Below are 24,388 nucleotides of genomic sequence, written 5' to 3' on the forward strand. Positions count from 1 at the left end.
AGGACAGTTCAGTGATCGCGAGGTGTCCTCATGTCCAAGGCCCGTCTGGTCGTCGCCGCCGTCGAAGTTGAGCACCGCCCAATCAGTGAGGTCGCCCGCGAGTACCGGGTCGCGCGCTCGTGGATCTACACCCTGTTGGCCCGCTACCGCGCCGAGGGCTCAGCCGGCCTCGAGCCGCGCTCCCGACGCCCGGCGTCTAATCCGCGCCAACTCTCAGCCAGCATCGAAGAACGAATTATCCAGCTGCGCAAGCAACTTAGCGAACAAGGCCTCGACGCCGGGCCGCAGACGATCGCCGTTCACCTGCACCGCCAGAGCGGCTACGCTCCCGCACTATCGACGATCCACAAGATCTTGCGCCGCCGCGGCTTCATCACCGCCCAACCACGCAAACGCCCCCGCAGCAGCTACATCCGCTTCCAGGCCGAACAACCCAACGAATGCTGGCAAGCCGACATCACCCACTGGCAGCTGGCCGGCCCCGACACCACCGCGGCCCCCGGGGCCCAGATCGAGATCCTCAACATCCTCGACGACCACTCCCGCAAAGCCCTGATCTGCACCGCCCGCCCCGCGTTCACCGCGGTGGCCGTGCGCGACTGCTTCCGCGACGCGTTCGCCGCCCACGGCCTGCCCGCCGCCGTGCTCACCGACAACGGCATGGTCTTCACCGCCCGACACGCCACCGGCCCCGGCGGGCGTACCGCGTTGCAAACAGAACTGGCCACCCTGGGCGTCGTGTTCAAAAACTCCCGGCCCTACCACCCCCAGACCTGCGGCAAGGTCGAACGCTTCCACCAAACCCTCAAAAAATGGCTCACCCGCCAACCCCCCGCAGCCACCCTGGCCGACCTACAAGCCCAGCTCGACGCCTTCACCGACTACTACAACACCGTGCGCCCACACCGCTCCTGCCACCGCCACACCCCCGACCACACCTACCGCGCCCGACCCCACGCCGGGCCCGCCGGCACACCCGCGGGCATCCACTGGCGAGTCCGCACCGACCACGTCGACCGCTACGGCAAAATCACCCTGCGCCACGCCGGCCGCTTGCACCACATCGGGATCGGCCACCGCTGGGCCAACACCGCAGTCCTCATGCTCATCGCCGACCTAGACATCCGCATCATCGCCACCACCGGCGGCCAACTCATCCGCGAACTCACCCTCGACACCACCCGCAACTACCAACCCCAAAAACCAAAAACACCCCCAGCCAACAACTGAAGGTGTTCACTATGTCGCGAGACATCTGTCCTCAATGTCTCGCGACATCACAANCGCCGGGCCCGCCGGCACACCCGCGGGCATCCACTGGCGAGTCCGCACCGACCACGTCGACCGCTACGGCAAAATCACCCTGCGCCACGCCGGCCGCTTGCACCACATCGGGATCGGCCACCGCTGGGCCAACACCGCAGTCCTCATGCTCATCGCCGACCTAGACATCCGCATCATCGCCACCACCGGCGGCCAACTCATCCGCGAACTCACCCTCGACACCACCCGCAACTACCAACCCCAAAAACCAAAAACACCCCCAGCCAACAACTGAAGGTGTTCACTATGTCGCGAGACATCTGTCCTCAATGTCTCGCGACATCACAACTGCGGTGGCGGAGGGATTTGAACCCCCGGACGGTTTTAGCCGTCTCTCGCTTTCAAGGCGAGTGCATTAGGCCGCTCTGCCACGCCACCGCTGACAAGGGTAACGGGGCTAGTACCGTGGCCCGCATGCGCGCCATCGTCGCCGAATCTCCCGACCACCTCGTCTGGCAAGAGGTCCCCGATGTCTCGGCCGGGCCCGGTGAGGTGCTGATCAAGGTCACCGCGGCCGGAGTCAACCGCGCCGACGTGCTGCAGGCCGCCGGCAAGTATCCGCCGCCGCCGGGAGCCAGCGAGATCATCGGCATGGAGGTATCCGGCGTCATCGCAGAATTGGGTTCCGGCGTGACGGAATGGTCTGTCGGACAAGAGGTTTGCGCGCTGTTAGCAGGCGGTGGCTATGCCGAGTACGTCGCGGTTCCCGCGGCGCAGGTGCTGCCGATTCCAGACGGCGTCACGCTCGAGGATGCCGCGGGCCTGCCCGAGGTGGCCTGCACGGTGTGGTCGAACCTGGTGCTCACCGCGCACCTGCACGAGGGCCAGCTGCTGCTGATGCATGGTGGCGCCAGCGGTATCGGCACCCACGCGATTCAGGTCGCGCGGGCGCTGGGCGCCCGGGTGGCGGTCACCGCCGGTTCGGCGGCCAAACTGGATACCTGTCGCGAGCTGGGCGCCGAGATCACCGTCAACTACCGCGACGACGACTTCGTCGCGCGGCTGCAGGAATGCGGCGGCGCCGATGTGATCTTCGACATCATGGGTGCCTCCTACCTGGACCGCAATCTCGACGCGCTGGCCACCGACGGGCAGCTGGTCATCATCGGCATGCAGGGCGGGCTCAAGGGTGAGCTCAACATCGGCAAGCTGTTGCCCAAGCGGTTGCGCGTCATCGGCACCACGCTGCGGGGCCGGCCGGTGAGCGGCCCGAACAGCAAGGGTGAGATCGTCGCGGCCGTGACCGAGTCGGTGTGGCCGATGATCGCCGACGGCCGGGTCCGGCCGATCATCGGCGCTCGCATGCCGATTCAGCAGGCCGGCGACGCCCACCAGAAGCTGGTATCGGGCGACGTGCACGGGAAGATCGTGCTGACCGTTTAGCTGTCGAGTGTGCGCTCAGGGCGGCCAGTGTGCAGCTAGGTCGACCTGGATGCACACTCGACGCAACAGCCGGCGGCACACGCGGCGCGTCCCCGCGTTAACCCAGCGACGCGAGCGCGCGGACCAGCTGATCGACCTCGGCCATCGTCGAGTAGTGCGCCAGCCCGACCGTCACGGCGCCGCCAACTTCGTTGGCGCCCAGCGCATCCAGCACACGCGAGCTCTCGTTGGAGACGGCCAGAATTCCGTTGTCCGCCAAGCGCTGTACGACCCGTTCGGCGGGCACGCCCTGTAATGCGAAGCTGACGAGCGGGATCCGCACCTCCGGGCGACCGATCAGCATCATCAACGGCAACGACCGCAGCGAGACCATCAGGTAGTCGAAGATCCGGTTGAGGTAGGCGGTGGCGGATTGCATCGACACCGACAGCCGCTCGCGTCGGCTGCCGCGGGCCGATTCGTCCAGTGCCGCAAGGTATTCGATGCTGGCGACCACGCCGGCTAACAGTCCGAACTGATGTGCGCCCACCTCGAGGCGAGCCGGGCCCGCGGCGTTGGGATCGGTGGAGACGGAGCTGAACGAGTTGATCATCGCCGGATCCCGGAACACGATCGCGCCGACCGGCGGGCCGCCCCAGGCCGTCGCGTTGACCGCCACCACGTCGACCTCGGTCTCTTTGACGTCGAGCAGCCGGTACGGCGCGGCCGCGGAGTGGTCGACGATCACCAACCCGCCGACGTCGTGCACCAGCTTGGTCATCGCCCGCAGATCGGTGACCGTGCCCAGCGTTCCCGACGCCGAGGTGACCGCGACCAGTCGCGTCGACTTCCCAATCAGGCTCTCCCACTGCCACGTCGGCAGCTCACCCGTCTCGATGTCGACCTCGGCCCATTTCACCTTGGCGCCGTAGCGGTGCGCCGCACGCAGCCACGGGGCGATGTTCGCCTCGTCGTCCAGTCGGCTGACGACCACCTCGTAGCCCAGACCCGCCCGCGAGGAAGACGCCTCGGCCAGCGAGGACAGCAGGATCGCGCGATCGGCGCCCAGCACGATGCCCGCCGGGTCGGCGTTGAACAGATCCGCCACGGCCGCGCGCGCCGCTTCCAGCACGGCGGCGCTGCGCTGCGCCGACGGGTGCGCTCCCACGCTGGTGGCACTGGAGCGGCGGAAGGCGGTGGAGACGGTGGTCGCAACGGAATCAGGGATCAGCATCCCGGTGGGCGCATCGAAGTGCACCCATCCGTCACCCAGTGACGGATGCAGTCCGCGCACCCGGGCGACGTCGTAAGCCATGCAGCCACCTTAGAGCTTCCGCGCTAGAGCGAAATTGTGACGATAGCGGGTGCCACAGGCGTTAGAGCCAGCCGGTGGCTGCCCGAGCCAGGTCACCCGGCCAGCCATACTAGTCCAGTGGGGCTCTGGATCGGAACGCTGATCGCACTGTTTTTGCTGATCGCCCCGGGGGCAATCGTTGCGCGTATCGCCCAGCTAACGTGGCCGATCGCGGTCGCGGTTGGCCCGACGCTGACCTACGGTGTCGTCGCGCTGGCGATCATCCCTTACGGCGCGCTCGGAATCCCTTGGAACGGTTGGACTGCGTTCGCAGCGCTGGCGGTCGTGTGTGTGGCGGCGACGGGTTTGCAGTTGCTCCTGGCCCGCTACCGCGACACCGCCGCCGAGGCCAGGGGCATCGCCGGGTGGCCGGCCATGGTGGTCGGAGCCGGGGTGGCGCTGGGCACGCTGCTGATCATGTGGGCGGTCTACCGCGGGCTGGCCGCTCACTGGCAGACCGTCCCCAGCACCTGGGATGCGGTGTGGCATGCGAACGAAGTGCGCTACATACTCGACACCGGCCAGGCCTCGTCCACCCATATGGGCGAGCTGCGCAACGTCGAGACCCACCAGGCGTTGTACTACCCCTCGGTGTTCCATGCCCTGACCGCGGTGTTCTGCCAGCTCACTGGAGCGGCCCCGACCACCGGCTACACCCTGAACTCGATCGCGGCCTCGATCTGGCTGTTTCCGACCAGCGCGGCAATGCTGACCTGGCATCTGTTGCGCCCGACGATGATGCCGGGCCGCACGGCCGCGATCTCGGCCACCGCGGCCGCACTGTCGGCGTCGTTCACCTCGGTGCCCTACGTCGAGTTCGGCGTGGCCGCAATGCCCAACCTGGCGGCATACGGCGTCGCAATCCCGACATTCCTGCTGATCACCTCGACACTGCGGCATCGCGATCGCATCCCGATGGCGGTGCTGGCGCTGGTCGGTGTGCTGTCGGTACACCTGACCGGCGGATTCATCGTCATCCTGTTCCTGCTGGGCTGGTGGCTGCTGGACGTGCTGTGGCGTCCGGTGCGCGGACGGCTCGCCGACGCCGCAATCCTGGCCACGGTGGCGGTACCGACCGGGGTGATTCTGGCGCCGCAGTTCATCGGGGTGCTCAAACAGGCCGATATCATCGCCGGGCATGCCTTCCCCAGCTTCAAGAGCGCCAAGCAGGGGGTCATCGATGCGCTGCTGCTGCACACCCGCCACCTCAACGATTTTCCGATCCAGTACGGCCTGGTCGTGCTGATGTATCTCGGCATGGCGTATCTGCTGTACAAGCGGATCTGGTGGCCGGCGGCGGTCTGGGTGGTGCTGACGGTGGCGACCGTCTATTCGGGGGCCCCGTTTCACAACGCGGCCGGCGCCGTGATCGAGGAGTTCAGCCAGTTCTTCTACAACGATCCGCGCCGCCTCACCTCGGTGGTGACGATGCTGGTGACGCCGATGGCTGCCATCGCGTTGTTCGGCGCGGTCGCGCTGACGGTCGCGATCGCCAAACGAATCACCGACCGGTTCAAGCAGTTGCCCACACCGTTCTGGGTGTCGACCGCCGCGGTCCTGCTGGTGCTGACGACCGTGTTCAGCGCGCGGCACTACTTCTACCGGCACCTGGTGCTGTTCGGCGACAAATACGACTCGGTGATGATCGACCAGCGCGACCTGATGGCGATGGCGTACTTGTCCAAGCTGCCCGGCGCGCACAACACCCTGATCGCCAATGCGAACACCGATGGCACCGCGTGGATGTACGCGGTGGCCGATTTACACCCGCTGTGGACCCATTACGACTTCCCGCAGCAGACCGGGCCGGGACCGCAGCGCTACGTCATCTGGGCTTACGCCAACCGTGGCGACTCCGATCCGAAGGTCGTCGAGGCGATCAAGGCGCTGAATATCCGCTACATCTACACCAGTCAACCGACGGTTCGCGGGTTCGCCGTCCCCGACGGACTAGTGTCGCTGGAAAAATCGAAGTCGTGGGCGCTGATCTACGACAACGGCGGGGCCAGAATTTACGAAAGGCGCGGAAATGCCACCCCGCCCCGCCCCTAGACCTACCAGAGGATGGTGACCGGATTGACTAACGGCAACGACGGCCCAGACGCCGACGGCGTCGAGATCATCGGCGGTGTCGATCCGCGAATCATGGCGCTTCGCGATGCCGGTGGCGATGACGACGACTCCGACGAGCGTTCCCTGACTGACCTTGTCGAGCAGCCCGCCAAGGTGATGCGCATCGGCACGATGATCAAGCAACTACTGGAAGAGGTACGGGCGGCTCCGCTCGACGAGGCCAGCCGCAAGCGGTTGCGCGACATCCATGCCACCAGCATCCGGGAGCTGGAGGACGGGCTCGCGCCGGAGCTTCGCGAGGAACTCGATCGCCTCACCCTGCCGTTCGCCGACGACGCCGAGCCGTCGGACGCCGAGCTGCGCATCGCGCAGGCCCAGCTGGTCGGCTGGCTCGAGGGCCTGTTCCACGGGATCCAGACCGCTCTGTTCGCCCAGCAGATGGCCGCCCGCGCGCAGCTCGAGCAGATGCGCCAGGGAGCACTGCCCCCGGGCATCGGGCGCCACGGTCCGGGCTCGGGCACCGGGCAGTACCTATAAGAGCAGGCGTCAGTGTCAGGTCCTCGCGGTCCGCATATCGAGACCAGTAACGCGTGGGTGGAATTCCCTATCTTCGACGCGAAGTCGCGATCGCTGAAGAAGGCCTTCCTCGGCAAGGCCGGCGGCGCGATCGGTCGCAACACCTCCAACGTCGTCGTGGTCGAAGCGTTGCGCGATATCACCATGTCACTCGAGCTAGGCGACCGCGTCGGCCTGGTCGGCCATAACGGAGCTGGCAAATCGACTCTGCTGCGCCTACTTTCGGGTATCTATGAACCCACCCGGGGCTGGGCGAGAGTCACCGGTCGGGTCGCGCCGGTGTTCGACCTCGGCGTCGGGATGGACCCGGAGATCTCCGGCTACGAGAACATCATCATCCGCGGACTGTTTCTGGGGCAGACCCGAAAGCAGATGCTGGCCAAGGTCGACGAGATCGCCGAGTTCACCGAGCTCGGTGATTATCTGTCGATGCCGCTGCGCACGTATTCCACCGGGATGCGGGTCCGGCTGGCGATGGGCGTGGTCACCAGTATTGACCCCGAGATCCTGCTGCTCGACGAGGGCATCGGCGCCGTCGACGCCGATTTCCTGAAGAAGGCGCAGTCGCGATTGCAGGGCCTGGTGGAACGCTCCGGAATCCTGGTTTTCGCAAGCCATTCCAACGAATTCCTGGCCAGGCTGTGCAAGACCGCGATGTGGATCGACCACGGTGTTATCCGCCAAACCGGCGGCATCGAAGACGTGGTGCGCGCTTACGAGGGCGAGGACGCCGCCCGGCACGTCCGCGAGGTGCTGGAAGAGACCCGGCTGCAGATCCAGGCGGAAAAGCCGTTGGCGCAAAGCGCTTCCGGGGATGAGTGAATCCATCGTCGCCGTCGTGGTCACGCACCGGCGCGCGCAGGAACTCGCCAAGTCGCTGGGCATGCTCAGCACGCAATCCCGGCTGCCCGACCACCTGATCGTCGTCGACAACGACGGCGGCGCGGATAGCCGGATCCGTGATCTCGTTGCTGCCCAGCCGATCCCGACCACTTACCTCGCGTCACGCCGAAACCTAGGCGGCGCAGGCGGTTTCGCGCTGGGCATGCTGCACGCGCTGGCGCAGGGCGCCGATTGGGTGTGGCTGGCCGACGACGACGGACGTCCCCAGGACTCGCAGGTGCTGGCCACGCTGCTGGCCTGCGCCGATAAGCACGGGCTGGCCGAGGTGTCGCCGATGGTATGCAACTCCGACGATCCCGAGCGGCTGGCCTTCCCGTTGCGGCGCGGCCTGGTATGGCGCAGGCGCGCAAGCGAATTGCGCACTGAAACGGGACAGGACCTGCTGCCCGGGATCGCGTCGCTGTTCAACGGCGCGTTGTTCCGGGCGTCCACCCTGGACGCCGTCGGCGTCCCGGACATGCGGCTGTTCATCCGGGGCGACGAGGTGGAGTTGCATCGCCGGCTGGTGCGCTCGGGCCTGCCGTTCGGGACCAGTCTGGACGCGACCTACCTGCACCCCTGTGGATCCGACGAATTCCGGCCAATCCTGGGCGGCCGGATGCACACGCAGTATCCCGACAACGCGACCAAGCGGTTCTACACCTACCGCAACCGCGGCTATCTGCTGTCCCAACCGGGTCTGCGCAAGCTGCTGGTCCAGGAGTGGGTTCGGTTCGGCTGGTTCTTCCTGATATCGCGGCGCGATCCCAAGGGCCTGCTGGAGTGGATTCGGTTGCGCCGCTTGGGACGTCGTGAGCAATTCGGTAAGCCCAGTGGCGATCGGGAGCGCGGCGCAGCCGGGCGAACCGGGTCGCCACCATCGGAACCCAGTGGCGATCGGGAGCGCGGCGCAGCCGGGCGAACCGGGTCGCCACCATCGGAACCCAGTGGCGACCGGGAGCGCGGCGCAGCCGGGCGAACCGGGTCGCCACCATCGGAACCCAGTGGCGATCGGGAGCGCGGCGCAGCCGGGCGAACCGGGTCGCCACCATCCGGACCTGGAGGAACCCCGTGACATTCATCGACGCCGCCGCACAGTCACGGACCTTCACCCGGGCCCGCAACGATCTGGTCGACGGGTTTCGCCGTCGTGAGCTGTGGCTGCACCTGGGCTGGCAGGACATCAAGCAGCGTTACCGCCGCTCGGTGCTGGGCCCATTCTGGATCACGATCGCCACCGGGACGACGGCCGTCGCGATGGGCGGGCTGTATTCGAAGCTGTTTCACCTCGAACTGGCCAAGCATCTGCCGTATGTGACGCTGGGCCTGATCATTTGGAACCTGATCAATGCCGCCATCCTGGAAGGCGCCGACGTGTTCGTCGCCAACGAGGGTCTGATCAAGCAGTTGCCGACGCCGTTGAGCGTGCACGTCTACCGGTTGGTGTGGCGACAGATGATCCTGTTCGGCCACAACATCGTCATCTACGTCGTCGTCGCGATGATCTATCCCAAGCCGTGGTCGTGGGCCGACCTGTCCGTGATTCCGGCGCTGGCGCTCATCGTGCTCAATTGCATCTGGGTTTCGCTGTGCTTCGGCATTCTGGCGACCCGCTACCGCGACATCGGTCCGCTGCTGTTCTCGATCGTGCAGTTGCTGTTCTTCATGACGCCGATCATCTGGAACGACGACACCTTGCGCCAGCAGGGTGCGGGCAGCTGGGCCAAGACCGTCGAACTCAACCCGCTGCTGCACTATCTCGACATCGTGCGGGCGCCGTTGCTGGGCGCCCACCAGGAGATGCGGCACTGGGCGGTGGTGCTGGCCCTGACCGTCGTCGGCTGGCTGCTGGCGGCGTTCGCGATGCGGCAATACCGCGCCCGGGTGCCGTACTGGGTCTAGCCGCGGGCCGTGCTCTGGGCGGCGTGAATTCGAAGTGGCTCCACACATCGGCGCATGAGAGATTGCTGCCATAGACTGCGCCCCAGCGGGGGATTTCGCGAATGGCAAGGTGGCGCCAGCCGACGTGAGTGAGATCAGCCGCATCACCACCGGCCTCGGCCTGTCGCTGTCGAGCGCGGCGCTGCTGGTGATCATGTGGCCGTCGTTCGGCAACCTCTGGTGGCTCTGCTTCATCGCGTTCGTGCCGATGTATGCCGCCCAATACCGGGTGCTGCCCCGTCGCTGGAGCGCGGTACCGGTGGCAACAGCCTTCGCGGGTTATTACCTGGGGCTGCTCATGCACATCGCTTCGGCACTGTCGGTGGGCGTCATCATCGGCGGCGCACTAGCGTTCGGGTTCATCGGCCTGGTCGTCGGGGTGTTCCTGCGGCCCTTCGCCGAGCGGACGGGTTACCGCTGGTTCGTCGTGCAGTTTGGCTTGCTCTGGGTGGCGATCGATCTGCTGCTGCAGGACAACGAGTTCGACGGAACGTATCTGTGGATCGCCTACCGGTTGGCCGACCTCCCGCAAATCGTGCAGCCGATCAGCATCACCGGCGCGCCGGCGCTGAGTTTGCTGCTGCACGTCGTCAACGCCGCGATGGCGCTCGTGGTCATCTCGTTGCTGGACCGCCGTTGGCCGCAGTGGGCCGACACTGTCGTCCCCCGCCGCGCGCTGGCGTGGTCGGTGGTGATCCCGGTTGTGGTGATGATCGCCTGGACGGGCACCAGCCTGGCGATCTTCCATGACGTCTCGGACCGGATGGGACCCAGGGTCCGCGTCGCCACCGTCCAGCCCGGGCTCGACAACACCTTCCCCGGGACACTGGCATCCGCGGATTTCTCGCACGGCCGCAGCCAAGAAGAGCGGATCAAAGACCAGATCGCACAGCTCAGCGCCATGACGCGGGCGGCCTCGGCGCAGGGCGCGAAGGTGGCGGTGTGGCCCGAGGAGACGCTCGACTACGACCCCCGGGTGAGCCACCCTGACTGGATCCCGGCGCTCGTCCGGCAGACCGGGGTCTACCTGGCCATGGGGTTCACGCCGGACGCCGCCAACGACGCCGCGCCCAACACCGCACTGCTGTGGAGTCCGGCCGGTGAGGTGGTGGCGGTCTACTACAAGACCATGCGGGTGCTGACCGCCGGAGAAGCCTTCACACCCGGCCGGGTCTACCCGGCGGTCCCCACACCCCAGGGTGTGCTGGGCATGGTCATCTGCTTCGACATGGACTTCCCGAATGGTCCGACCCGCCGAACGGTTCTCAACGGCGCCCAGATGGTGCTGTCCCCCAGCCTCGACCTGCCGTCCAAAGTCGATATTCGCAAGTCCATGGCGGTCTTCCGGGCGGTCGAGAACAGGGTCGCGCTCGTCAAGGCCGACGTGGCGTGGGACTCGATGCTGGTGGCTCCGAACGGAGAAGTGATCACCGGGACCGCGGTGCACGATGAGCTGGGCGGCCAGGCGCTGTTGGTCGCCGACGTTCCGCTCGGCCCGCGCGGCGCGCCGTTCACGCACTACGGGGACGCACCATTTCAGTGGCTCGAATACGCGGCGACAGCGGCGCTGCTGTGCGTCATGGCGGTGTCCTGGCGCCGTACTGCGTCTAGTGTGCGGCGTCGGTGACGATCATCTCGTCATCGCTGGTGGCCCAGGCCCTGGTGAAGAGGTCCAGGGACACCGTCTCGTTCGCGCCATCATCGGCACCGCTGTCGTTCATGTGCACCTGGGAGTTGACGACGTCGATCCCGGTGACCACGACCGCGTGGTCGGAGGTGGGCTGACCGTTGCGGTCCTTGGCATCCACCGGCTGGCCCCAGATCATCTCGCCGTTCACCTCGACGATCACCTTTCGACCGCCGGCCAAGTACTGCTTGAGGGCGGCCATGCCGCTGGCGAGACCCGTCGTGGGCGCGTCGCTGATGTTGGTCAACCTGGCAGTGACGCCGTAGTGCGCCAGCAGTAAGGGCAGGTCTTCCGGGCTGGTGCCCTGGCCGCTGTTCGGGTCGTTGGTGTTCTTCGGCAGGGTGTAGATCGACCCCGGGTGGCTCTGGCTCGGCAGCTTCTGGGCCAGCGCGATGATCTCCTGCTCCGAGACCGGGTGGCCGGTCACCTCGCCGATCACGTCGGCGGTGGCCATCAACGCGCAGTCGTCGTAGGTCTGCGGCTTCCAGAACGCGGCGGCCGCGGCCGGGTCTCCGTACATCCCACCGGAGCTGACGTCGTCGGCGTGCGCCAACCCGGTCGCGAAGGCGAGGCTCGCAAGGATAGCGATGATCGCGAGACCGGCGGTCCGAGTGGCCTTTCCGGCCAGCTTGGCGGTTGTCATGATGGGCTCCTTTGCTCATCTGCGCCTGGCGATTGAGGTGCGTGCGGAAAGGCTCGGTCATCGCCCTCTATGAATCCTTGGAACCGGGGGCGGCGCCAAGGATCCTTTGAGAATCCGCCAAGACCCCGGCCAGACGCTGTCCTGACTGGAAAAGCCCTGAACAACAGCCGATTTGGCGGGGCGCCGGCGCACCGAGAAAGGTCTGGAATGCACTCGATTCGACAGTGCGATGCCGGCGTCTATCCTTGCGGCAAACGTGCCGAAACTCGACGCTGGAACCCGTCGATGGAGGAATATGCGATCGTGAGCGACGCCTTGGCAATCGGTTGTGTGGGGAAGCTGGTCGTGGCAACGCGCGGCGATCGCGGCCCGGGCGAGGTGTTGGTGACCGTGCGGGGGTCGAAGGAGACGTTCCTGGCCTGGTCTGACGATCCGTTACCCAAGGGCAGCAGGGTATTAGTGGTCGAGATCCGGGGTGGGCGGACCGTGGTGGTCGAACCCTGGCATGACGCGGCCGACTCGGACTAGGCGTGAAATCCCTTGCTAGACAACATCAACCGTAAGGAGTTCAACAATGCTCGGTTATAGGGTGCCCGCGCCGGACGAGGCGATGCTGATCTCGGGCGGTAAGGCCAAGGGCAATGCGCCGTTCCGCGTGGTCACCGGCCACGGCGCCTTCGTCATCCCGTTCTTCCGCAAGGCCGCGTTCCTGACGCTGGCCATGTGCGAATCCGAAGTGGCCGAGAAGTGTGTCACTCAACAGGGAATCACGCTCAACGTCCGGGCGGTGATCGCCTTCAAAGTCGGCAACGACACCGAGAGCGTCATCAGCGCCGCGCAGCGATTCCTGTCCGAGCAGGACCAGATGTCGGTGCTCACCGGCCGGATCTTCGCCGGGCACCTGCGCTCGATCATCGGCTCGATGACCGTCGAGCAGATCATCCGCGAACGTCAGAAGCTGGCCACCGAGGTGCTCGACGGCTCCAAGGAGGAGATGGCCCGCATCGGTCTTACCGTCGACGCGCTGCAGATCCAATCCATCGACGACGACGGCCTGGGCTACATCAATGCGATGTCGGCGCCGCACAACGCGGCCATCCAGCAGCAGGCGCAGATCGCTCAGGCGCAGGCGAACCAGGCGGCCGCCGAAGCCGAGCAGGAGTCGCAGCGCAAGCAGGCGGAGTTCGCCCGCCAGACCGCGATCGTCAAGGCACAGTACAAGGCCGAGGTCGACAAGGCCCAAGCCGAAGCCGCGCAGGCCGGGCCGCTGGCCGAAGCCGAGGCACAGCGCGAGGTGCTGCAGATGCGGACCGAACTGGCCCAGCGCGCCGCCGAGCTGCGCCAGCAGGAGCTGGTCGCCGAGGTGGTCAAGCCCGCCGAGGCCGAAGCCGAACGGGTGCGGATCCTGGCCGTCGCCGACGCGGAGAAAATGAAGATCCAGGCCGAGGCGGCGGCGTCGAACAACCGGGTCGCTCTCGACCAGGCGCTGATCCAGCAGCTGCCGCAGATCGTCGAGAAGGCCGCGATCGGCCTGTCCAACTCCAACCTCACGGTGCTCAACGGCGCCGACGGCCTCAGCCAGGTGGCCGCCGGGCTGGTGTCGCAGGGCCTGGCCATCTACGAAGCGCTGCGCGGCGAGGTCGTCGAGTATGACGCCAAGGAAAGTTCGCTGGTTCCCAACGGCGAATCGCACGAGTAATACGCTCCCGGCAGCGCGGATTCCGCCGCCGCCCGGTCGGCGCGCGCGTGTATAACCGATGACAACCGCTTGCCGGATATCGGTGGCGGCCGAGTTCGTGTGGTGCAACACTGGAACACCACAAATTCACCACCAGGCAAATTAGCGCGCTTCGTGACAGAAACGGGCACCGCGGAAGGTCGACGGACGTGAGTAAAAAAGTCCAATCAGTGGCGGATGCGGCGCGGGAGAACCTCGCCGCGGAGCTGGACCGGCTGCGGCAGCGGCGCGACGCGCTCGAGGCCGAGGTGAAGGACGACCGCGGGATGATCGGCGATCACGGCGACGCGGCCGAGGCCATCCAGCGAGCAGAGGAACTGGTGGGCCTCGGCGACCGGATCAACGAGCTGGACCGGCGGCTGCGGGCCGGGCCGTCGCATTCCGACGAGGACGAGGCGCTGCCCGGCGGCACCGAACTGACCCTGAAGTTCGCCGACGGCGAGGTCGTCACGATGCACGTCATCTCGATCGTCGAGGAGACCCCCGTCGGTCGCGAGGCCGAGACGTTGACGTCGCACAGCCCGTTGGCGCTGGCCCTGGTGGGACACAAGGCGGGCGACAAGGTCACCTACTCCACCCCGCAGGGTGAAAGCCAGGTCGAACTGATCTCGGTGAAGCTGCCGAAGTAGCTGCCGCTGGGGCGGCCACGACCCCGATAAACTCCCCCAATGCTTCCCCCGGAGCCGGGTACCGCGCCGGCGCGCCTGAGTCTGACCACCCAGATCGTGCGCTTCGTGGCGACGGGCGGGCTGGCTGCCGTCGTCGACTTCAGCCTGTACATGCTGCTGTGGAAAGTCCTGGGCGTGCAGGTCGACTTGTCCAAGGCCACCAGTTTCGTGGTGGGCACCATTACCGCCTACCTGATCAACCGACGGTGGACCTTCCAGGCGGAGCCGAGCACCGCGCGGTTCGTCGCGGTCATGGTCCTCTACGGCGTCACCTTCGCGGTCCAGGTCGGGCTCAACCACTTGTGCCTGATGTTGATGCACTACAGAGGGTGGGCGGCCGTGGTCGCGTTCGTGATCGCGCAGGGCACTGCCACGGTGATCAACTTCATCGTGCAGCGAGTCGTAATCTTCCGCATACACTGAGCCGTCCCGCGCAAGCGGTACCCTCTTTGACGATGTTGAGCGCCGACTTCCCGACCACCCCCACCCGGCTGACGGGCTTTGGCCGCACCGCGCCGTCGGTGGCGCACGTGCTGTCGACGCCGGATCCCGAGGTGATCGCCAAGGCAGTGGCCCGGGTGGCCGACGCCGGCGGCCTGCAAAACGGGAGGGGTGTGATCGCCCGCGGGCTGGGCCGCTCCTACGGCGACAGCGCGCAAAACGGCGGCGGCCTGGTGATCGACATGACGGTGCTCAACCGCATCCACTCGATCAGCGCCGACACCCGATTGGTCGATGTCGACGCCGGAGTCAGCCTGGACCAGCTGATGAAGGCGGCGCTGCCGTTCGGGCTGTGGGTCCCGGTGTTGCCGGGAACCCGCCAAGTCACCATCGGCGGCGCGATCGCGTCGGACATCCACGGCAAGAACCATCACAGTGCGGGCAGCTTCGGCAGTCATGTGCGGTCGATGGACCTGCTGATGGCCGACGGCTCGGTGCACACGATCACCCCCGAGGGCCCTGAGTCCGAACTGTTCTGGGCGACGGTCGGGGGCAACGGCCTGACCGGGATCGTGTTGCGCGCCACGATCGCGATGACCCCGACCGAGACCGCGTACTTCATCGCCGACGGCGTGGCCACCAAGGACCTCGACGAGACGGTCGCCGTGCACGTCGACGGCAGCGAAAGCCGCTACACCTACTCCAGCGCCTGGTTCGATTTGATCAGCCCACCACCCAAACTCGGCCGGGCCTCGATCAGCCGGGGCAGCCTCGCCACGCTGGATCAGCTGCCGAAAAAGCTCGCCAAGAACCCGCTGAAATTCGATGCACCACAACTGTTGACGGTGCCGAACCTGTTTCCGGTCAGCGCCATGAACAAACTGTCGTTCATGGCGATCGGCGAGACGTATTACCGCCTGGGCGGCAACTACACCGGCAAGATCCAGAATCTGTCGCAGTTCTACCACATGCTCGACCTGGTCAGCGGCTGGAATAACGCTTATGGGCCAACGGGTTTCGCACAGCACCAGTTCCTGGTGCCGCCGGATGCGCTTGACGAATTCAAGGCCATCATCCGCTGGATCCAAACGCAGGGGCATTACTCGGCGCTCAATGTGTTCAAGCTCTTCGGTCCGGGCAACCGCGCGCCGCTGAGTTTCCCGATGGCCGGCTGGAACGTCGCGATGGACTTCCCCAACAAGCCCGGGATCAACGAGTTCCTCAACGAACTCGACCGCCGGGTACTCGAATTCGGCGGACGGGTCTATACGGCCAAGGACTCGCGCACCACCGCCGAAACCTTTCACGCCATGTATCCGCGCATCGACGAATGGATTGCCGTGCGCCGCAAGGCCGACCCGTTGCGGGTCTTCGCCTCCGACATGGCCCGACGTTTGGAGCTGCTCTAGATGGTGCTTGACGCCGTGGGAAACCCGCAGACAATCCTGCTGCTGGGCGGCACCTCCGAGATCGGGCTCGCGATCTGCGCGCGCTACCTGAAGAACGCGCATGCGCGAATCCTGTTGGCCGCCATGCCCGGTGACCCCGGGCGTGAGGACGCCGTCGCGCAGATGAAGGCCGCCGGTGCGCGCTCGGTCGAGCTGATCGACTTCGAGGCCACCGACCCTGAGAGCCACCCCAAGATGATCGACGCGGCCTTCGCGGGGGGTGACGTCGATGTGGCCATCGTCGCGTTCGGCATCCTCGGCGACGCCGAGGAGCTGTGGCAGAACCAGCACAAGGCTGTGCTTGCCGCCGAGATCAATTACACGGCAGCGGTTTCGGTGGGTGTGCTGCTAGGCGAGAAGATGCGCGCTCAGGGTTTCGGTCAGATCATCGCGATGAGTTCGGCAGCCGGCGAGCGGGTGCGGCGGTCCAACTTCGTCTACGGCTCCACCAAGGCCGGCCTGGACGGTTTCTATCTGGGCCTCGGAGAGGCGTTGCGCGAGTTTGGGGTTCGCGTTCTGGTGATCCGCCCCGGCCAAGTACGTACCCGGATGAGCGCGCACGTCAAGGAAGCGCCGCTGACCGTCGACAAGGAGTACGTCGCCGACCTCGCGGTGACCGCGTCCGCAAAAGGTAAGGAATTGGTTTGGGCGCCAGCAGCATTCAAGTACGTGATGATGGTGTTGCGACATATCCCGCGGCCCATCTTCCGCAAGCTGCCCATCTGATCATGCGCAACGCGCTGGCCAGCCTCGGCCAGATGTTGGCGGCGGTGCTGGTGGCAGCCGTCGTTTCGGTGGCCTCGCTGATCGCCATCGCGCGGGTCCAGTGGCCCGCCTTCCCGTCGTCGAACCAGCTGCACGCGCTGACCACCGTCGGCCAGGTCGGTTGCCTGATCGGGCTGCTCGGCGCCGGTTGGCTGTGGCGGCGGGCCGGCCGGTGGCGGTGGGTCGCCCAGCTTTGCGGGCTGGTGTTCGTGTCGGCGTTTTCCGTCGTGACGTTGGGCATGCCCCTGGGAGCGACCAAGTTGTATCTGTTCGGCATCTCCGTCGATCAGCAGTTCCGCACCGAGTACCTGACACGCCTGGCCGACAGCCCCGCCCTGCACGACATGACCTATCTCGGGCTGCCGTCGTTCTACCCGCCGGGCTGGTTCTGGATCGGCGGGCGCGCGGCGGCGCTGACCGGGATGCCGGCGTGGGAGTTGTTCAAGCCGTGGGCGATCACCTCGATCACCATCGCCATCGCGGTTGCGCTGGTGCTGTGGTGGCGGATGATCCGGTTCGAGTACGCGCTGATCGTCACCACCGCGACCGCGGCGGTGACGCTGGCCTACAGCTCGCCGGAGCCCTACACCGCGATGATCACCGTGCTGCTGCCGCCGGTGCTGGTGCTGGCGTGGTCGGGCCTGCGCGCCGGCGAGCGCTCCCCGGGCACCGGACGCCCGGTTGGCGGGGCGCCCGAGCCCGAAAGCCCGGCCAGCCGGGCAGTGGGCGAAGAGGGGGACCGGCCGCGGGCTCAAGGGTGGGCCGCGGTCGTCGGCGCCGGGTTGTTCCTCGGCTTCACCGCGACCTGGTACTCGCTGCTGTTCGGCTACACCGCGTTCACGATCGCGCTGATGACGCTGGTGCTGGCCGTCTCACGCTGGCGGGCGGCCGGCTGGAAAGCCGCGCTCGACCCGCTGCGCCGGATCGCCGTCATTGCGGGCATCGCCGCCGCCATCGCGGCAACCACCTGGCTGCCGTTCCTGATACGGGCGGCGAGCAATCCGGTCAGCAACAGCGGCAGCGCGTTTCACTACCTCCCAGCCGACGGCGCCGAGCTGACCTTCCCGATGCTGCAGTTCTCGCTGCTCGGAGCGATCTGCATGCTCGGCACGCTGTGGCTGGTCGTGCGCACGCGAGCGTCCACGCGTGCGGGCGCGCTGACGATCGGCGTGCTGGCCATCTACCTTTGGTCGCTGCTGTCGATGCTGACCACACTGGCGCGCACCACGCTGCTGTCGTTCCGGCTACAGCCGACGCTGAGCGTGCTGCTGGTGGCCGCCGGGGTGTTCGGCTTCATCGAGGCCACGCTTGCCCTCCACGAACGCGGCGGGGCCTGGGAAAGGGCGACCATCCCGGTGGCCGGCGCGATCGGGATGACCGCCACCATCGCCTTCAGCCAAGACATTCCCGACGTGCTGCGCCCGGACCTGACCATCGCCTACACCGACACCGACGGACACGGCCAGCGCGGCGACCGGCGCCCGCCGGGTGCCGAGAAGTTCTACTCCGCCATCGACACCGCCATCACGGCAGTCACCGGCAAGCCGCGGGATCAGACCGTGGTGCTGACCGCCGACTACAGCTTCCTGTCCTACTACCCCTACTGGGGCTTCCAGGGGCTGACGTCGCACTATGCCAATCCCCTGGCGCAGTTCGACTTACGGGCCGCGCAGATCAAGAAGTGGTCCAGCCTGACGAGTCCCGACGAGTTCCTGCACGCGCTGGACACCTCGCCGTGGCCACCGCCGACGGTGTTTCTGATGCGCCGGGGCGCGAACAACACCTACACGCTGCGGCTCGCCGAGGACGTTTACCCCAACCAGCCCAACGTGCGTCGCTACACCGTCGACCTGCGGGCCGCCCTGTTCGACGACCCGCGATTCGCCGTGCAAAGCGTCGGCCCGTTTGTGCTGGCCATCCGCCGGCCACTGGCCCAACCCGCGGCAGGACGCTGATGGCGACCGACACCGCGCGCGACTTGGCCGAAGAACTACCATCTAGGTCCGTGAAGGGAGCGGGAGCAAGGCACCGGACCGCTCGCATCGTGGCCGTCGTCGCCGGTCTGCTCGGAGCGCTGCTAGCGATCGCCACACCGCTGCTGCCGGTCAACCAAACCACCGCCCAGCTCAACTGGCCGCAGAACGGCACCTTCCAAAGCGTCGAAGCGCCGCTGATCGGCTATGTGGCCACCGAGTTGAACATCTCCGTCCCGTGTCAGGCCGCCGCTGGGCTGATCGGACCGCAGAGCGCCGGCAAGACAGTGCTGTTGTCGACGGTGCCCAAGCAGGCTCCGAAGGCCATCGACCGGGGGCTGCTGATCCAGCGCGCCAACGACGAGCTGGTGCTGATCGTCCGCAATGTCCCGGTCGTGGTCGCGCCGCTCAGCCAGGTCCTCAGTCCGGCCTGCCAGCGCCTGACCTTCACCGCGCATGCCGACCGGGTCACCGCAGAATTCGTCGGCCTGAGCTACGGACCCAACGCCGAACACCCCGGCTCCCCGCTGCGCGGGGAGAAGAGCGGCTACGACTTCCGGCCGCAGATCGTCGGCGTGTTCACCGACCTGTCCGGGCCGGCGCCGCCGGGCCTGAGCTTCTCGGCGACCGTCGACACGCGCTACAGCAGCAGCCCCACACCGCTGAAGATGGCCGCGATGATCCTCGGCGTCGTGCTGACCGCCGTCGCGCTGATCGCCCTGCACGTGCTCGACACCGCCGACGGCACCAGGCACCGCCGCTTCCTGCCGTCGCGGTGGTGGTCGATCGGCGGGCTCGACGCGCTCGTGATCGCCGTGCTGGTGTGGTGGCACTTCGTCGGCGCCAACACCTCCGACGACGGCTACATCCTGACCATGGCCCGGGTCTCCGAACATGCCGGTTACATGGCCAACTACTACCGGTGGCTGGGCACGCCCGAAGCGCCGTTCGGGTGGTACTACGACCTGCTGGCGATTTGGGCGCACGTCAGCACCAGTAGCGTCTGGATGCGGCTGCCCACCCTGGCGATGGCCCTGACCTGCTGGTGGGCGATCAGCCGTGAGGTCATCCCCCGGCTGGGCCACGCCGTGAAGACCAACCGCGCGGCGGCGTGGACGGCCGCGGGGCTGTTCCTGGCGACGTGGTTGCCGCTCGACAACGGGCTGCGGCCGGAACCGATCATCGCCCTGGGCATCCTGCTCACCTGGTGCTCGGTCGAGCGGGCGGTGGCCACCAACCGGCTGCTGCCGGTGGCGATCGCTTGCATCATCGGCGCGCTGACCCTGTTCTCCGGGCCGACCGGCATTGCGTCCATCGGCGCCCTGCTGGTGGCGGTCGGGCCGTTGCGCACCATCATCCACCGCAGATCCCGACAGTTCGGGGCGCTGCCGCTGCTGGCGCCCATTGCGGCCGCGGCCACCGTCACGATCATCCTGATCTTCCGCGACCAGACCCTGGCCGGCGAACTGCAGGCGACCGCGCTCAAACGTGCCCTCGGGCCGAGCCTGAGCTGGTTCGACGAGCACATCCGTTACGAGCGGCTGTTCATGGCCAGCCCCGACGGATCGGTCGCCCGCCGCTTCGCGGTGCTGGCGGTGCTGCTCGCGCTGGGCATCACGGTGGCAATGTCGTTGCGCAAGGGCCGAATTCCTGGCACCGCGGCCGGACCGAGCCGCCGCATCGTCGGCATCACGATCATCTCGTTCCTCGCGATGATGTTCACCCCGACCAAGTGGACCCACCACTTCGGCGTGTTCGCCGGGCTGGCCGGCTCGCTGGGCGCGTTGGCGGCGGTCGCGGTCACCGGGGTGGCGATGCGCTCGCGCCGCAACCGCACCGTGTTCTCCGCGACCGTGCTGTTCCTGGTGGCGATGTCGTTCGCCAGCGTCAACGGCTGGTGGTACGTCTCCAATTTCGGTGTGCCATGGTCGAATGCATTCCCGGCGTGGCACTACGCGTTCGCGACCGTCCTGCTCGGGCTGACGCTGGTGGTGCTGTTGCTGGCGGCGTGGTTCCATTTCGTGTCTCCCGACGGGCCATCCGGTGGACCACCGAAGACCCGCAGTCGGGCGCGGATGTCCGCAATCGTCCAGTCCCCGTTGGCAATTGCGGCGTGGGCACTGGTGACATTCGAGGTCGTCTCACTGACGCTGGCGATGACCGGCCAATACCCCGCCTGGTCGGTGGGCCGGTCCAACCTGGAGGCATTGACCGGCAAGTCCTGCGGCCTGGCCGAGGACGTCATGGTGGAGCAGGATCCCAACGCCGGCATGCTGTCGCCGATGTCGGGCCCGGTGGGCGACGCGCTGGGCGCCGGACTGTCAGAAGCCTTCACGCCCAACGGTATTCCCGCCGACGTCTCGGCCGACCCGGTTATGGAGCGTCCGGGTGACCGCAGCTTCGTCAACGAAGACGGTAAGACGACCACCAGTGAGGCCGGCACCGAGGGCGGTACCAGCGCCGCGCCCGGAGTCAACGGCTCGCGCGCCCAGCTGCCCTACAACCTTGATCCGGCGCATACTCCGGTGCTGGGCAGCTGGCGGCCTGGCATCCAGGTGCCCGCCGTGCTTCGCTCCGGGTGGTACCGGTTGCCGCCGCGCGACAAGGCCGGTCCGCTACTGGTGGTCTCGGCGGCCGGCCGGTTCGATCCCCGCGAGGTGCAGATGCAGTGGGCTACCGACGACCAGGCGGCCAGCGGACACCCGGGTGGGTCGTTCCAGTTCTTCGATGTCGGCGCCTCCCCCGCGTGGCGCAATCTGCGGATGCCGATGTCATGGATTCCGGAGAACGCGACCCAGGTCCGCCTGATCGCCAACGACGAAGATCTGGCGCCGCAGCACTGGATCGCGGTCACCCCGCCGCGGATTCCCCAGCTGCACACGCTGCAGCAGGTGGTGGGCTCGGCGGACCCGGTGTTCCTGGACTGGCTGGTGGGTTTGGCATTCCCGTGCCAGCGGCCGTTCGGCCATCAAAACGGTGTCGACGAGACACCCAAGTGGCGGATTCTGCCGGATCGGTTTGGCGCCGAGGCCAATTCGCCGGTGATGGACAACAACGGCGGTGGGCCACTGGGTGTCACCGAGTTGCTGGTGAAGGCGACCACGATTTCCACCTACCTCAAGGACGACTGGTCGCGCGACTGGGGCTCGCTGCAGCGCCTGACGCCGTACTACTCCAATGCCCAGCCCGCCCGTCTGCAGTTGGGCACGGCGACGCGCAGTGGCCTGTGGGACCCGGCTCCGCTTCGCCGGGGCTAGTCACAGCCCCGGCAGGCAGTTGATGAAGGGGATGCAGGGCGGCGACGGCGGCCGCGGCGGCGGGAACCCTTCGATGATGGTCGAGTTGGTCACCGGGCTGTTCTGATCGAAATACCAAGGGTGACAAACGCTTCGGTCCCAGTTGGGCATGTTCTTCATGATCGGTGAGCCCGGGCACCATTGATAGGTGCAGCTGTTCGTCGGGGTTGGGACGGTGCCACCGTCCTGACACACCATTGGGGCGGGCTGAGCCTGGCCGATTCCCGCGGCCAAGCCCAACCCAGCGACGGCGAATCCGCCCGACAGCACCGCCCCGGCGAGTACTCGTTTCATGGTGAAGTTCACGTTCATGTCGCCAGTGCATCCGGTCAACAGCGCTACCGATCCCACATTCAGCGGCGGCCGGGCGCGGGACCCTCGGCGATTTGGCCGCCGGAAAGCTGGTGGTATTGGTGGCAGACGGTCATGTCCCAGGTGAGCCCGGGGGAAGCGGGCATCGCGTCCCCGGGGCACCAGTACTGAGGCCCATCGGAGGTCGCGAACACGGCCAAGCCCAGCCCCGCAGCCGAAACGCCACCCGCCACCACCGCCCCGGCAATAATCCGCGTCCAGTTCATGATCGATTCCTTTGCGCTTTTGTCGCCGTCGGCTTGTGCGACTCTTTCTTGGTTTGTTTGCCGACGCCGGTAGTCTCACGCGCGCCGCTTGCCGGGTCTTTGCGAGATCCTTGCAAAATTCATGTGCCCGTGACCTGGGCATTCGATGTTCTGGGGGTGCCGCGCAGGCATTGCCCTTCGCGGTAGGTAAGCGTAGACTTACGGTTCGTGATGACTTACCAAGTCGATGGTGACGCGTGGGTCGCCCTGGCGGATCGCACCCGTCGGGCAATCATGGAGCGCCTTGCGCACGGTCCGTCGGCCGTCGGGGAACTGGCCCGGGATCTACCCGTCAGCCGCCCGGCCGTTTCACAGCACCTCAAGGTGCTCAAATGCGCCGGCTTGGTGCGTGACCAGGCGGCGGGGACCCGCCGCGTCTACCAGCTCGACCCGACAGGCCTAGATGCGATGCGCGCCGAGCTGGACCGGTTCTGGACCCAAGCCCTGGCCAACTACGCGGCCAAATTCCCCGAGATCGAAGGACAGGAGTCATGACCCAGCCGCGAAGATCCGAGATTCAGCATCAGGTCATCGTCGACGCCCCGATCGAGCGTGCGTTCGCCGTCTTCACCGAGCAGTTCGGTGACTTCAAACCACGTGAGCACAACCTACTCGCGGTCCCGATCGCCGAGACGGTATTCGAAACCCACCCGGGCGGGCACATATACGACCGCGGCGTCGACGGCACCGAGTGCCGATGGGCGCGCGTGCTGGCCTACGAACCCCCGCACCGGCAGTTGTTCACCTGGGACATCAGTCCGTCCTGGCAACCGGAAGCCGACCAGTCACGAACCAGCGAGGTCGAGGTGCGTTTCACCGCGGAGTCCGAAACACGCACGCGTGTCGAGCTCGAGCACCGCCACCTCGACCGGCACGGCCCCGGCTGGCAGTCGGTTGCCGACGGAGTCGACGGCGAGGCCGGGTGGCCGTTGTACCTGCAGCGCTACGTCGGCCTCACCGCCGGAGTACGGGAATGACCGCCCCGTCCATGATGAGCATGGCCCACGACGAGCGGGCCGACCTTGCGGATTTCCTGACCACGTTGTCACCGCAGGACTGGGAGACGCCGAGCCTGTGCTCCAGGTGGACCGTCAAAGACGTTGTCGCACATGTGATCAGCTACGAGGAGCTCGGCATGGTCGGGCTGTTGAAGCGTTTCGCGAAGGGGCGGGTGGTCCGGGCCAATCAGGTGGGGGTCGACGAATTCGCCGTGTTGAGCACCCAGCAACTGCTCGTATTTCTGCGCAGCCACCTCCAACCGCGGGGATTGACAGCGGGTTTCGGCGGCATGATCGCCCTCGTCGACGGCACGATCCATCACCAGGACATCCGCCGGTCGCTGGGTCGGCCCCGCAGTGTGCCGGCCGAACGGCTGAAGCGGGTGCTCGGCCTGGTGCCGGGAAACCCACGCCTGGGCGCGGGCCGGCGGATCAGGGGGCTGCGGCTGCGGGCCAGCGATGTCGACTGGACCCACGGCAGCGGCCCCGAGGTCACCGGCCCGGGTGAGGCCCTGCTGATGGCGATGGCCGGGCGCCGGGCGGCACTGGCCGACCTCGACGGCCCCGGCTGCGCGACACTGGCGGCAAGGCTACCCGAATAAC

General features: G+C 66.9%; 22 protein-coding genes, 1 tRNA gene and 1 pseudogene. 19 read left to right on the forward strand and 5 right to left on the reverse strand.

Going from position 1 to position 24,388, the window contains the following annotated elements:
• Positions 1-30: 30 nt before the first annotated feature.
• The gene (locus tag MAAFP003_RS26525) at positions 31-1,230 is read left to right on the forward strand and encodes an IS481 family transposase (RefSeq protein WP_096290566.1); all 1,200 of its coding nucleotides are present in this window, start codon (positions 31-33) and stop codon (positions 1,228-1,230) included.
• A gap of 384 nt (positions 1,231-1,614) precedes the next feature.
• Here the strand turns inward: MAAFP003_RS26525 and MAAFP003_RS26535 are convergent.
• Positions 1,615-1,701: transfer RNA gene (locus MAAFP003_RS26535), tRNA-Ser, on the reverse strand.
• Positions 1,702-1,737: 36 nt separating this feature from the next.
• Between MAAFP003_RS26535 and MAAFP003_RS26540 the strand changes: the two genes are divergently transcribed.
• A complete protein-coding gene (locus MAAFP003_RS26540) occupies positions 1,738-2,706 on the forward strand; it encodes an NAD(P)H-quinone oxidoreductase (RefSeq protein WP_096290568.1) in 969 nt (322 codons plus the stop codon).
• Positions 2,707-2,803: 97 nt separating this feature from the next.
• Here the strand turns inward: MAAFP003_RS26540 and MAAFP003_RS26545 are convergent, their stop codons facing one another.
• The gene (locus MAAFP003_RS26545; RefSeq protein ID WP_096290569.1) at positions 2,804-4,000 is read right to left on the reverse strand and encodes a cysteine desulfurase-like protein; all 1,197 of its coding nucleotides are present in this window, start codon (positions 3,998-4,000) and stop codon (positions 2,804-2,806) included.
• A 117-nt stretch (positions 4,001-4,117) separates the two neighbouring features.
• Between MAAFP003_RS26545 and MAAFP003_RS26550 the strand changes: the two genes are divergently transcribed.
• The 6 genes and pseudogenes from MAAFP003_RS26550 to MAAFP003_RS26575 all read left to right on the forward strand — a co-directional run bounded on the left by MAAFP003_RS26550 (position 4,118) and on the right by MAAFP003_RS26575 (position 11,138).
• Entirely contained in the window at positions 4,118-6,091 is a 1,974-nt protein-coding gene (locus tag MAAFP003_RS26550; RefSeq protein WP_096290570.1) for a DUF6541 family protein, read from the forward strand.
• 12 nt (positions 6,092-6,103) lie between these two features.
• Entirely contained in the window at positions 6,104-6,649 is a 546-nt protein-coding gene (locus MAAFP003_RS26555; RefSeq protein ID WP_096290571.1) for a bacterial proteasome activator family protein, read from the forward strand.
• Between the two features lie 12 nt (positions 6,650-6,661).
• Positions 6,662-7,510: a galactan export ABC transporter ATP-binding subunit Wzt/RfbE gene (gene wzt / locus MAAFP003_RS26560; RefSeq protein WP_096290572.1), complete on the forward strand. Its 849-nt coding sequence runs from the start codon at positions 6,662-6,664 to the stop codon at positions 7,508-7,510.
• Positions 7,503-8,408, forward strand: a pseudogene (gene glfT1, locus MAAFP003_RS26565) (galactofuranosyltransferase GlfT1); the annotation flags it as partial. The gene wzt and the pseudogene glfT1, both read left to right, overlap by 8 nt.
• A 233-nt stretch (positions 8,409-8,641) precedes the next feature.
• The gene (gene wzm, locus MAAFP003_RS26570; protein WP_096290574.1) at positions 8,642-9,472 is read left to right on the forward strand and encodes a galactan export ABC transporter permease subunit Wzm/RfbD; all 831 of its coding nucleotides are present in this window, start codon (positions 8,642-8,644) and stop codon (positions 9,470-9,472) included.
• 124 nt (positions 9,473-9,596) lie between these two features.
• Positions 9,597-11,138, forward strand: a complete 1,542-nt coding sequence (locus MAAFP003_RS26575) for a carbon-nitrogen hydrolase family protein (RefSeq protein ID WP_096290575.1) — start codon at positions 9,597-9,599, stop codon at positions 11,136-11,138.
• On the opposite strand, the gene MAAFP003_RS26580 is transcribed toward MAAFP003_RS26575, so the two are convergent.
• Positions 11,119-11,841 (reverse strand): C39 family peptidase, encoded by a 723-nt coding sequence (locus MAAFP003_RS26580; RefSeq protein ID WP_096290576.1) that lies wholly within the window; start codon positions 11,839-11,841, stop codon positions 11,119-11,121. The genes MAAFP003_RS26575 and MAAFP003_RS26580 overlap by 20 nt on opposite strands.
• 303 nt (positions 11,842-12,144) lie before the next feature.
• Between MAAFP003_RS26580 and MAAFP003_RS26585 the strand changes: the two genes are divergently transcribed.
• The 8 genes from MAAFP003_RS26585 (at position 12,145) to MAAFP003_RS26620 (ending at position 22,131) form a co-directional block, all read left to right on the forward strand.
• The gene (locus MAAFP003_RS26585) at positions 12,145-12,369 is read left to right on the forward strand and encodes a hypothetical protein (protein WP_096291443.1); all 225 of its coding nucleotides are present in this window, start codon (positions 12,145-12,147) and stop codon (positions 12,367-12,369) included.
• Positions 12,370-12,415: 46 nt separating this feature from the next.
• Entirely contained in the window at positions 12,416-13,540 is a 1,125-nt protein-coding gene (locus MAAFP003_RS26590; protein WP_096290577.1) for an SPFH domain-containing protein, read from the forward strand.
• Positions 13,541-13,728: 188 nt separating this feature from the next.
• Entirely contained in the window at positions 13,729-14,208 is a 480-nt protein-coding gene (locus MAAFP003_RS26595; RefSeq protein ID WP_096290578.1) for a GreA/GreB family elongation factor, read from the forward strand.
• 96 nt (positions 14,209-14,304) lie between these two features.
• Positions 14,305-14,670 (forward strand): GtrA family protein, encoded by a 366-nt coding sequence (locus MAAFP003_RS26600; RefSeq protein ID WP_096291444.1) that lies wholly within the window; start codon positions 14,305-14,307, stop codon positions 14,668-14,670.
• Between the two features lie 32 nt (positions 14,671-14,702).
• On the forward strand, positions 14,703-16,097 hold the full coding sequence (gene dprE1, locus MAAFP003_RS26605; protein ID WP_096290579.1) for a decaprenylphosphoryl-beta-D-ribose oxidase: 1,395 nt from the start codon (positions 14,703-14,705) through the stop codon (positions 16,095-16,097).
• Positions 16,098-16,862: a decaprenylphospho-beta-D-erythro-pentofuranosid-2-ulose 2-reductase gene (dprE2, locus tag MAAFP003_RS26610; RefSeq protein WP_096290580.1), complete on the forward strand. Its 765-nt coding sequence runs from the start codon at positions 16,098-16,100 to the stop codon at positions 16,860-16,862.
• Between the two features lie 2 nt (positions 16,863-16,864).
• Positions 16,865-18,856, forward strand: a complete 1,992-nt coding sequence (locus MAAFP003_RS26615; protein ID WP_096290581.1) for a galactan 5-O-arabinofuranosyltransferase — start codon at positions 16,865-16,867, stop codon at positions 18,854-18,856.
• Entirely contained in the window at positions 18,856-22,131 is a 3,276-nt protein-coding gene (locus MAAFP003_RS26620) for an arabinosyltransferase domain-containing protein (RefSeq protein WP_096290582.1), read from the forward strand. The genes MAAFP003_RS26615 and MAAFP003_RS26620 overlap by 1 nt, the downstream gene beginning before the upstream one ends.
• Here the strand turns inward: MAAFP003_RS26620 and MAAFP003_RS26625 are convergent, their stop codons facing one another.
• Both MAAFP003_RS26625 and MAAFP003_RS26630 read right to left on the reverse strand, forming a co-directional pair.
• Positions 22,132-22,482 carry a hypothetical protein gene (locus MAAFP003_RS26625; protein WP_133160894.1) on the reverse strand — a complete coding sequence of 117 codons (351 nt, stop codon included), beginning with the start codon at positions 22,480-22,482 and terminating at the stop codon, positions 22,132-22,134.
• A gap of 41 nt (positions 22,483-22,523) precedes the next feature.
• The gene (locus MAAFP003_RS26630; RefSeq protein ID WP_096290584.1) at positions 22,524-22,748 is read right to left on the reverse strand and encodes a hypothetical protein; all 225 of its coding nucleotides are present in this window, start codon (positions 22,746-22,748) and stop codon (positions 22,524-22,526) included.
• A gap of 210 nt (positions 22,749-22,958) precedes the next feature.
• Here MAAFP003_RS26630 and MAAFP003_RS26635 point away from each other — a divergent pair, with 210 nt between their 5' ends.
• Genes MAAFP003_RS26635 through MAAFP003_RS26645 form a run of 3 tightly spaced genes read left to right on the forward strand, consistent with a single transcriptional unit; the run spans position 22,959 to position 24,387 of the window.
• Complete coding sequence (locus MAAFP003_RS26635) at positions 22,959-23,282, forward strand: ArsR/SmtB family transcription factor (protein ID WP_207768630.1); 324 nt, start codon at positions 22,959-22,961, stop codon at positions 23,280-23,282.
• On the forward strand, positions 23,279-23,764 hold the full coding sequence (locus MAAFP003_RS26640; protein ID WP_096290586.1) for an SRPBCC family protein: 486 nt from the start codon (positions 23,279-23,281) through the stop codon (positions 23,762-23,764). Before MAAFP003_RS26635 ends, MAAFP003_RS26640 begins: the two co-directional genes overlap by 4 nt.
• Complete coding sequence (locus MAAFP003_RS26645) at positions 23,761-24,387, forward strand: maleylpyruvate isomerase family mycothiol-dependent enzyme (RefSeq protein WP_096290587.1); 627 nt, start codon at positions 23,761-23,763, stop codon at positions 24,385-24,387. Before MAAFP003_RS26640 ends, MAAFP003_RS26645 begins: the two co-directional genes overlap by 4 nt.
• Position 24,388 lies beyond the last annotated feature (1 nt).

It is taken from the genome of Mycobacterium ahvazicum, assembly GCF_900176255.2.
GTDB lineage: Bacteria > Actinomycetota > Actinomycetes > Mycobacteriales > Mycobacteriaceae > Mycobacterium > Mycobacterium ahvazicum.

What these genes read in the sequence shown, in the direction of transcription:
- MAAFP003_RS26525 (WP_096290566.1), top strand. Translation starts at nt 31, where the DNA reads ATGTCCAAGGCCCGTCTGGTCGTCGCCGCCGTCGAAGTTGAGCACCGC.
- MAAFP003_RS26540 (WP_096290568.1), top strand. Translation starts at nt 1,738, where the DNA reads ATGCGCGCCATCGTCGCCGAATCTCCCGACCACCTCGTCTGGCAAGAG.
- MAAFP003_RS26545 (WP_096290569.1), bottom strand. Translation starts at nt 4,000, where the DNA reads ATGGCTTACGACGTCGCCCGGGTGCGCGGACTGCATCCGTCACTGGGT.
- MAAFP003_RS26555 (WP_096290571.1), top strand. Translation starts at nt 6,104, where the DNA reads ATGGTGACCGGATTGACTAACGGCAACGACGGCCCAGACGCCGACGGC.
- MAAFP003_RS26580 (WP_096290576.1), bottom strand. Translation starts at nt 11,841, where the DNA reads ATGACAACCGCCAAGCTGGCCGGAAAGGCCACTCGGACCGCCGGTCTC.
- MAAFP003_RS26590 (WP_096290577.1), top strand. Translation starts at nt 12,416, where the DNA reads ATGCTCGGTTATAGGGTGCCCGCGCCGGACGAGGCGATGCTGATCTCG.
- dprE1 (WP_096290579.1), top strand. Translation starts at nt 14,703, where the DNA reads ATGTTGAGCGCCGACTTCCCGACCACCCCCACCCGGCTGACGGGCTTT.
- dprE2 (WP_096290580.1), top strand. Translation starts at nt 16,098, where the DNA reads ATGGTGCTTGACGCCGTGGGAAACCCGCAGACAATCCTGCTGCTGGGC.
- MAAFP003_RS26615 (WP_096290581.1), top strand. Translation starts at nt 16,865, where the DNA reads ATGCGCAACGCGCTGGCCAGCCTCGGCCAGATGTTGGCGGCGGTGCTG.
- MAAFP003_RS26620 (WP_096290582.1), top strand. Translation starts at nt 18,856, where the DNA reads ATGGCGACCGACACCGCGCGCGACTTGGCCGAAGAACTACCATCTAGG.
- MAAFP003_RS26625 (WP_133160894.1), bottom strand. Translation starts at nt 22,482, where the DNA reads ATGAACGTGAACTTCACCATGAAACGAGTACTCGCCGGGGCGGTGCTG.
- MAAFP003_RS26630 (WP_096290584.1), bottom strand. Translation starts at nt 22,748, where the DNA reads ATGAACTGGACGCGGATTATTGCCGGGGCGGTGGTGGCGGGTGGCGTT.
- MAAFP003_RS26635 (WP_207768630.1), top strand. Translation starts at nt 22,959, where the DNA reads ATGACTTACCAAGTCGATGGTGACGCGTGGGTCGCCCTGGCGGATCGC.
- MAAFP003_RS26640 (WP_096290586.1), top strand. Translation starts at nt 23,279, where the DNA reads ATGACCCAGCCGCGAAGATCCGAGATTCAGCATCAGGTCATCGTCGAC.
- MAAFP003_RS26645 (WP_096290587.1), top strand. Translation starts at nt 23,761, where the DNA reads ATGACCGCCCCGTCCATGATGAGCATGGCCCACGACGAGCGGGCCGAC.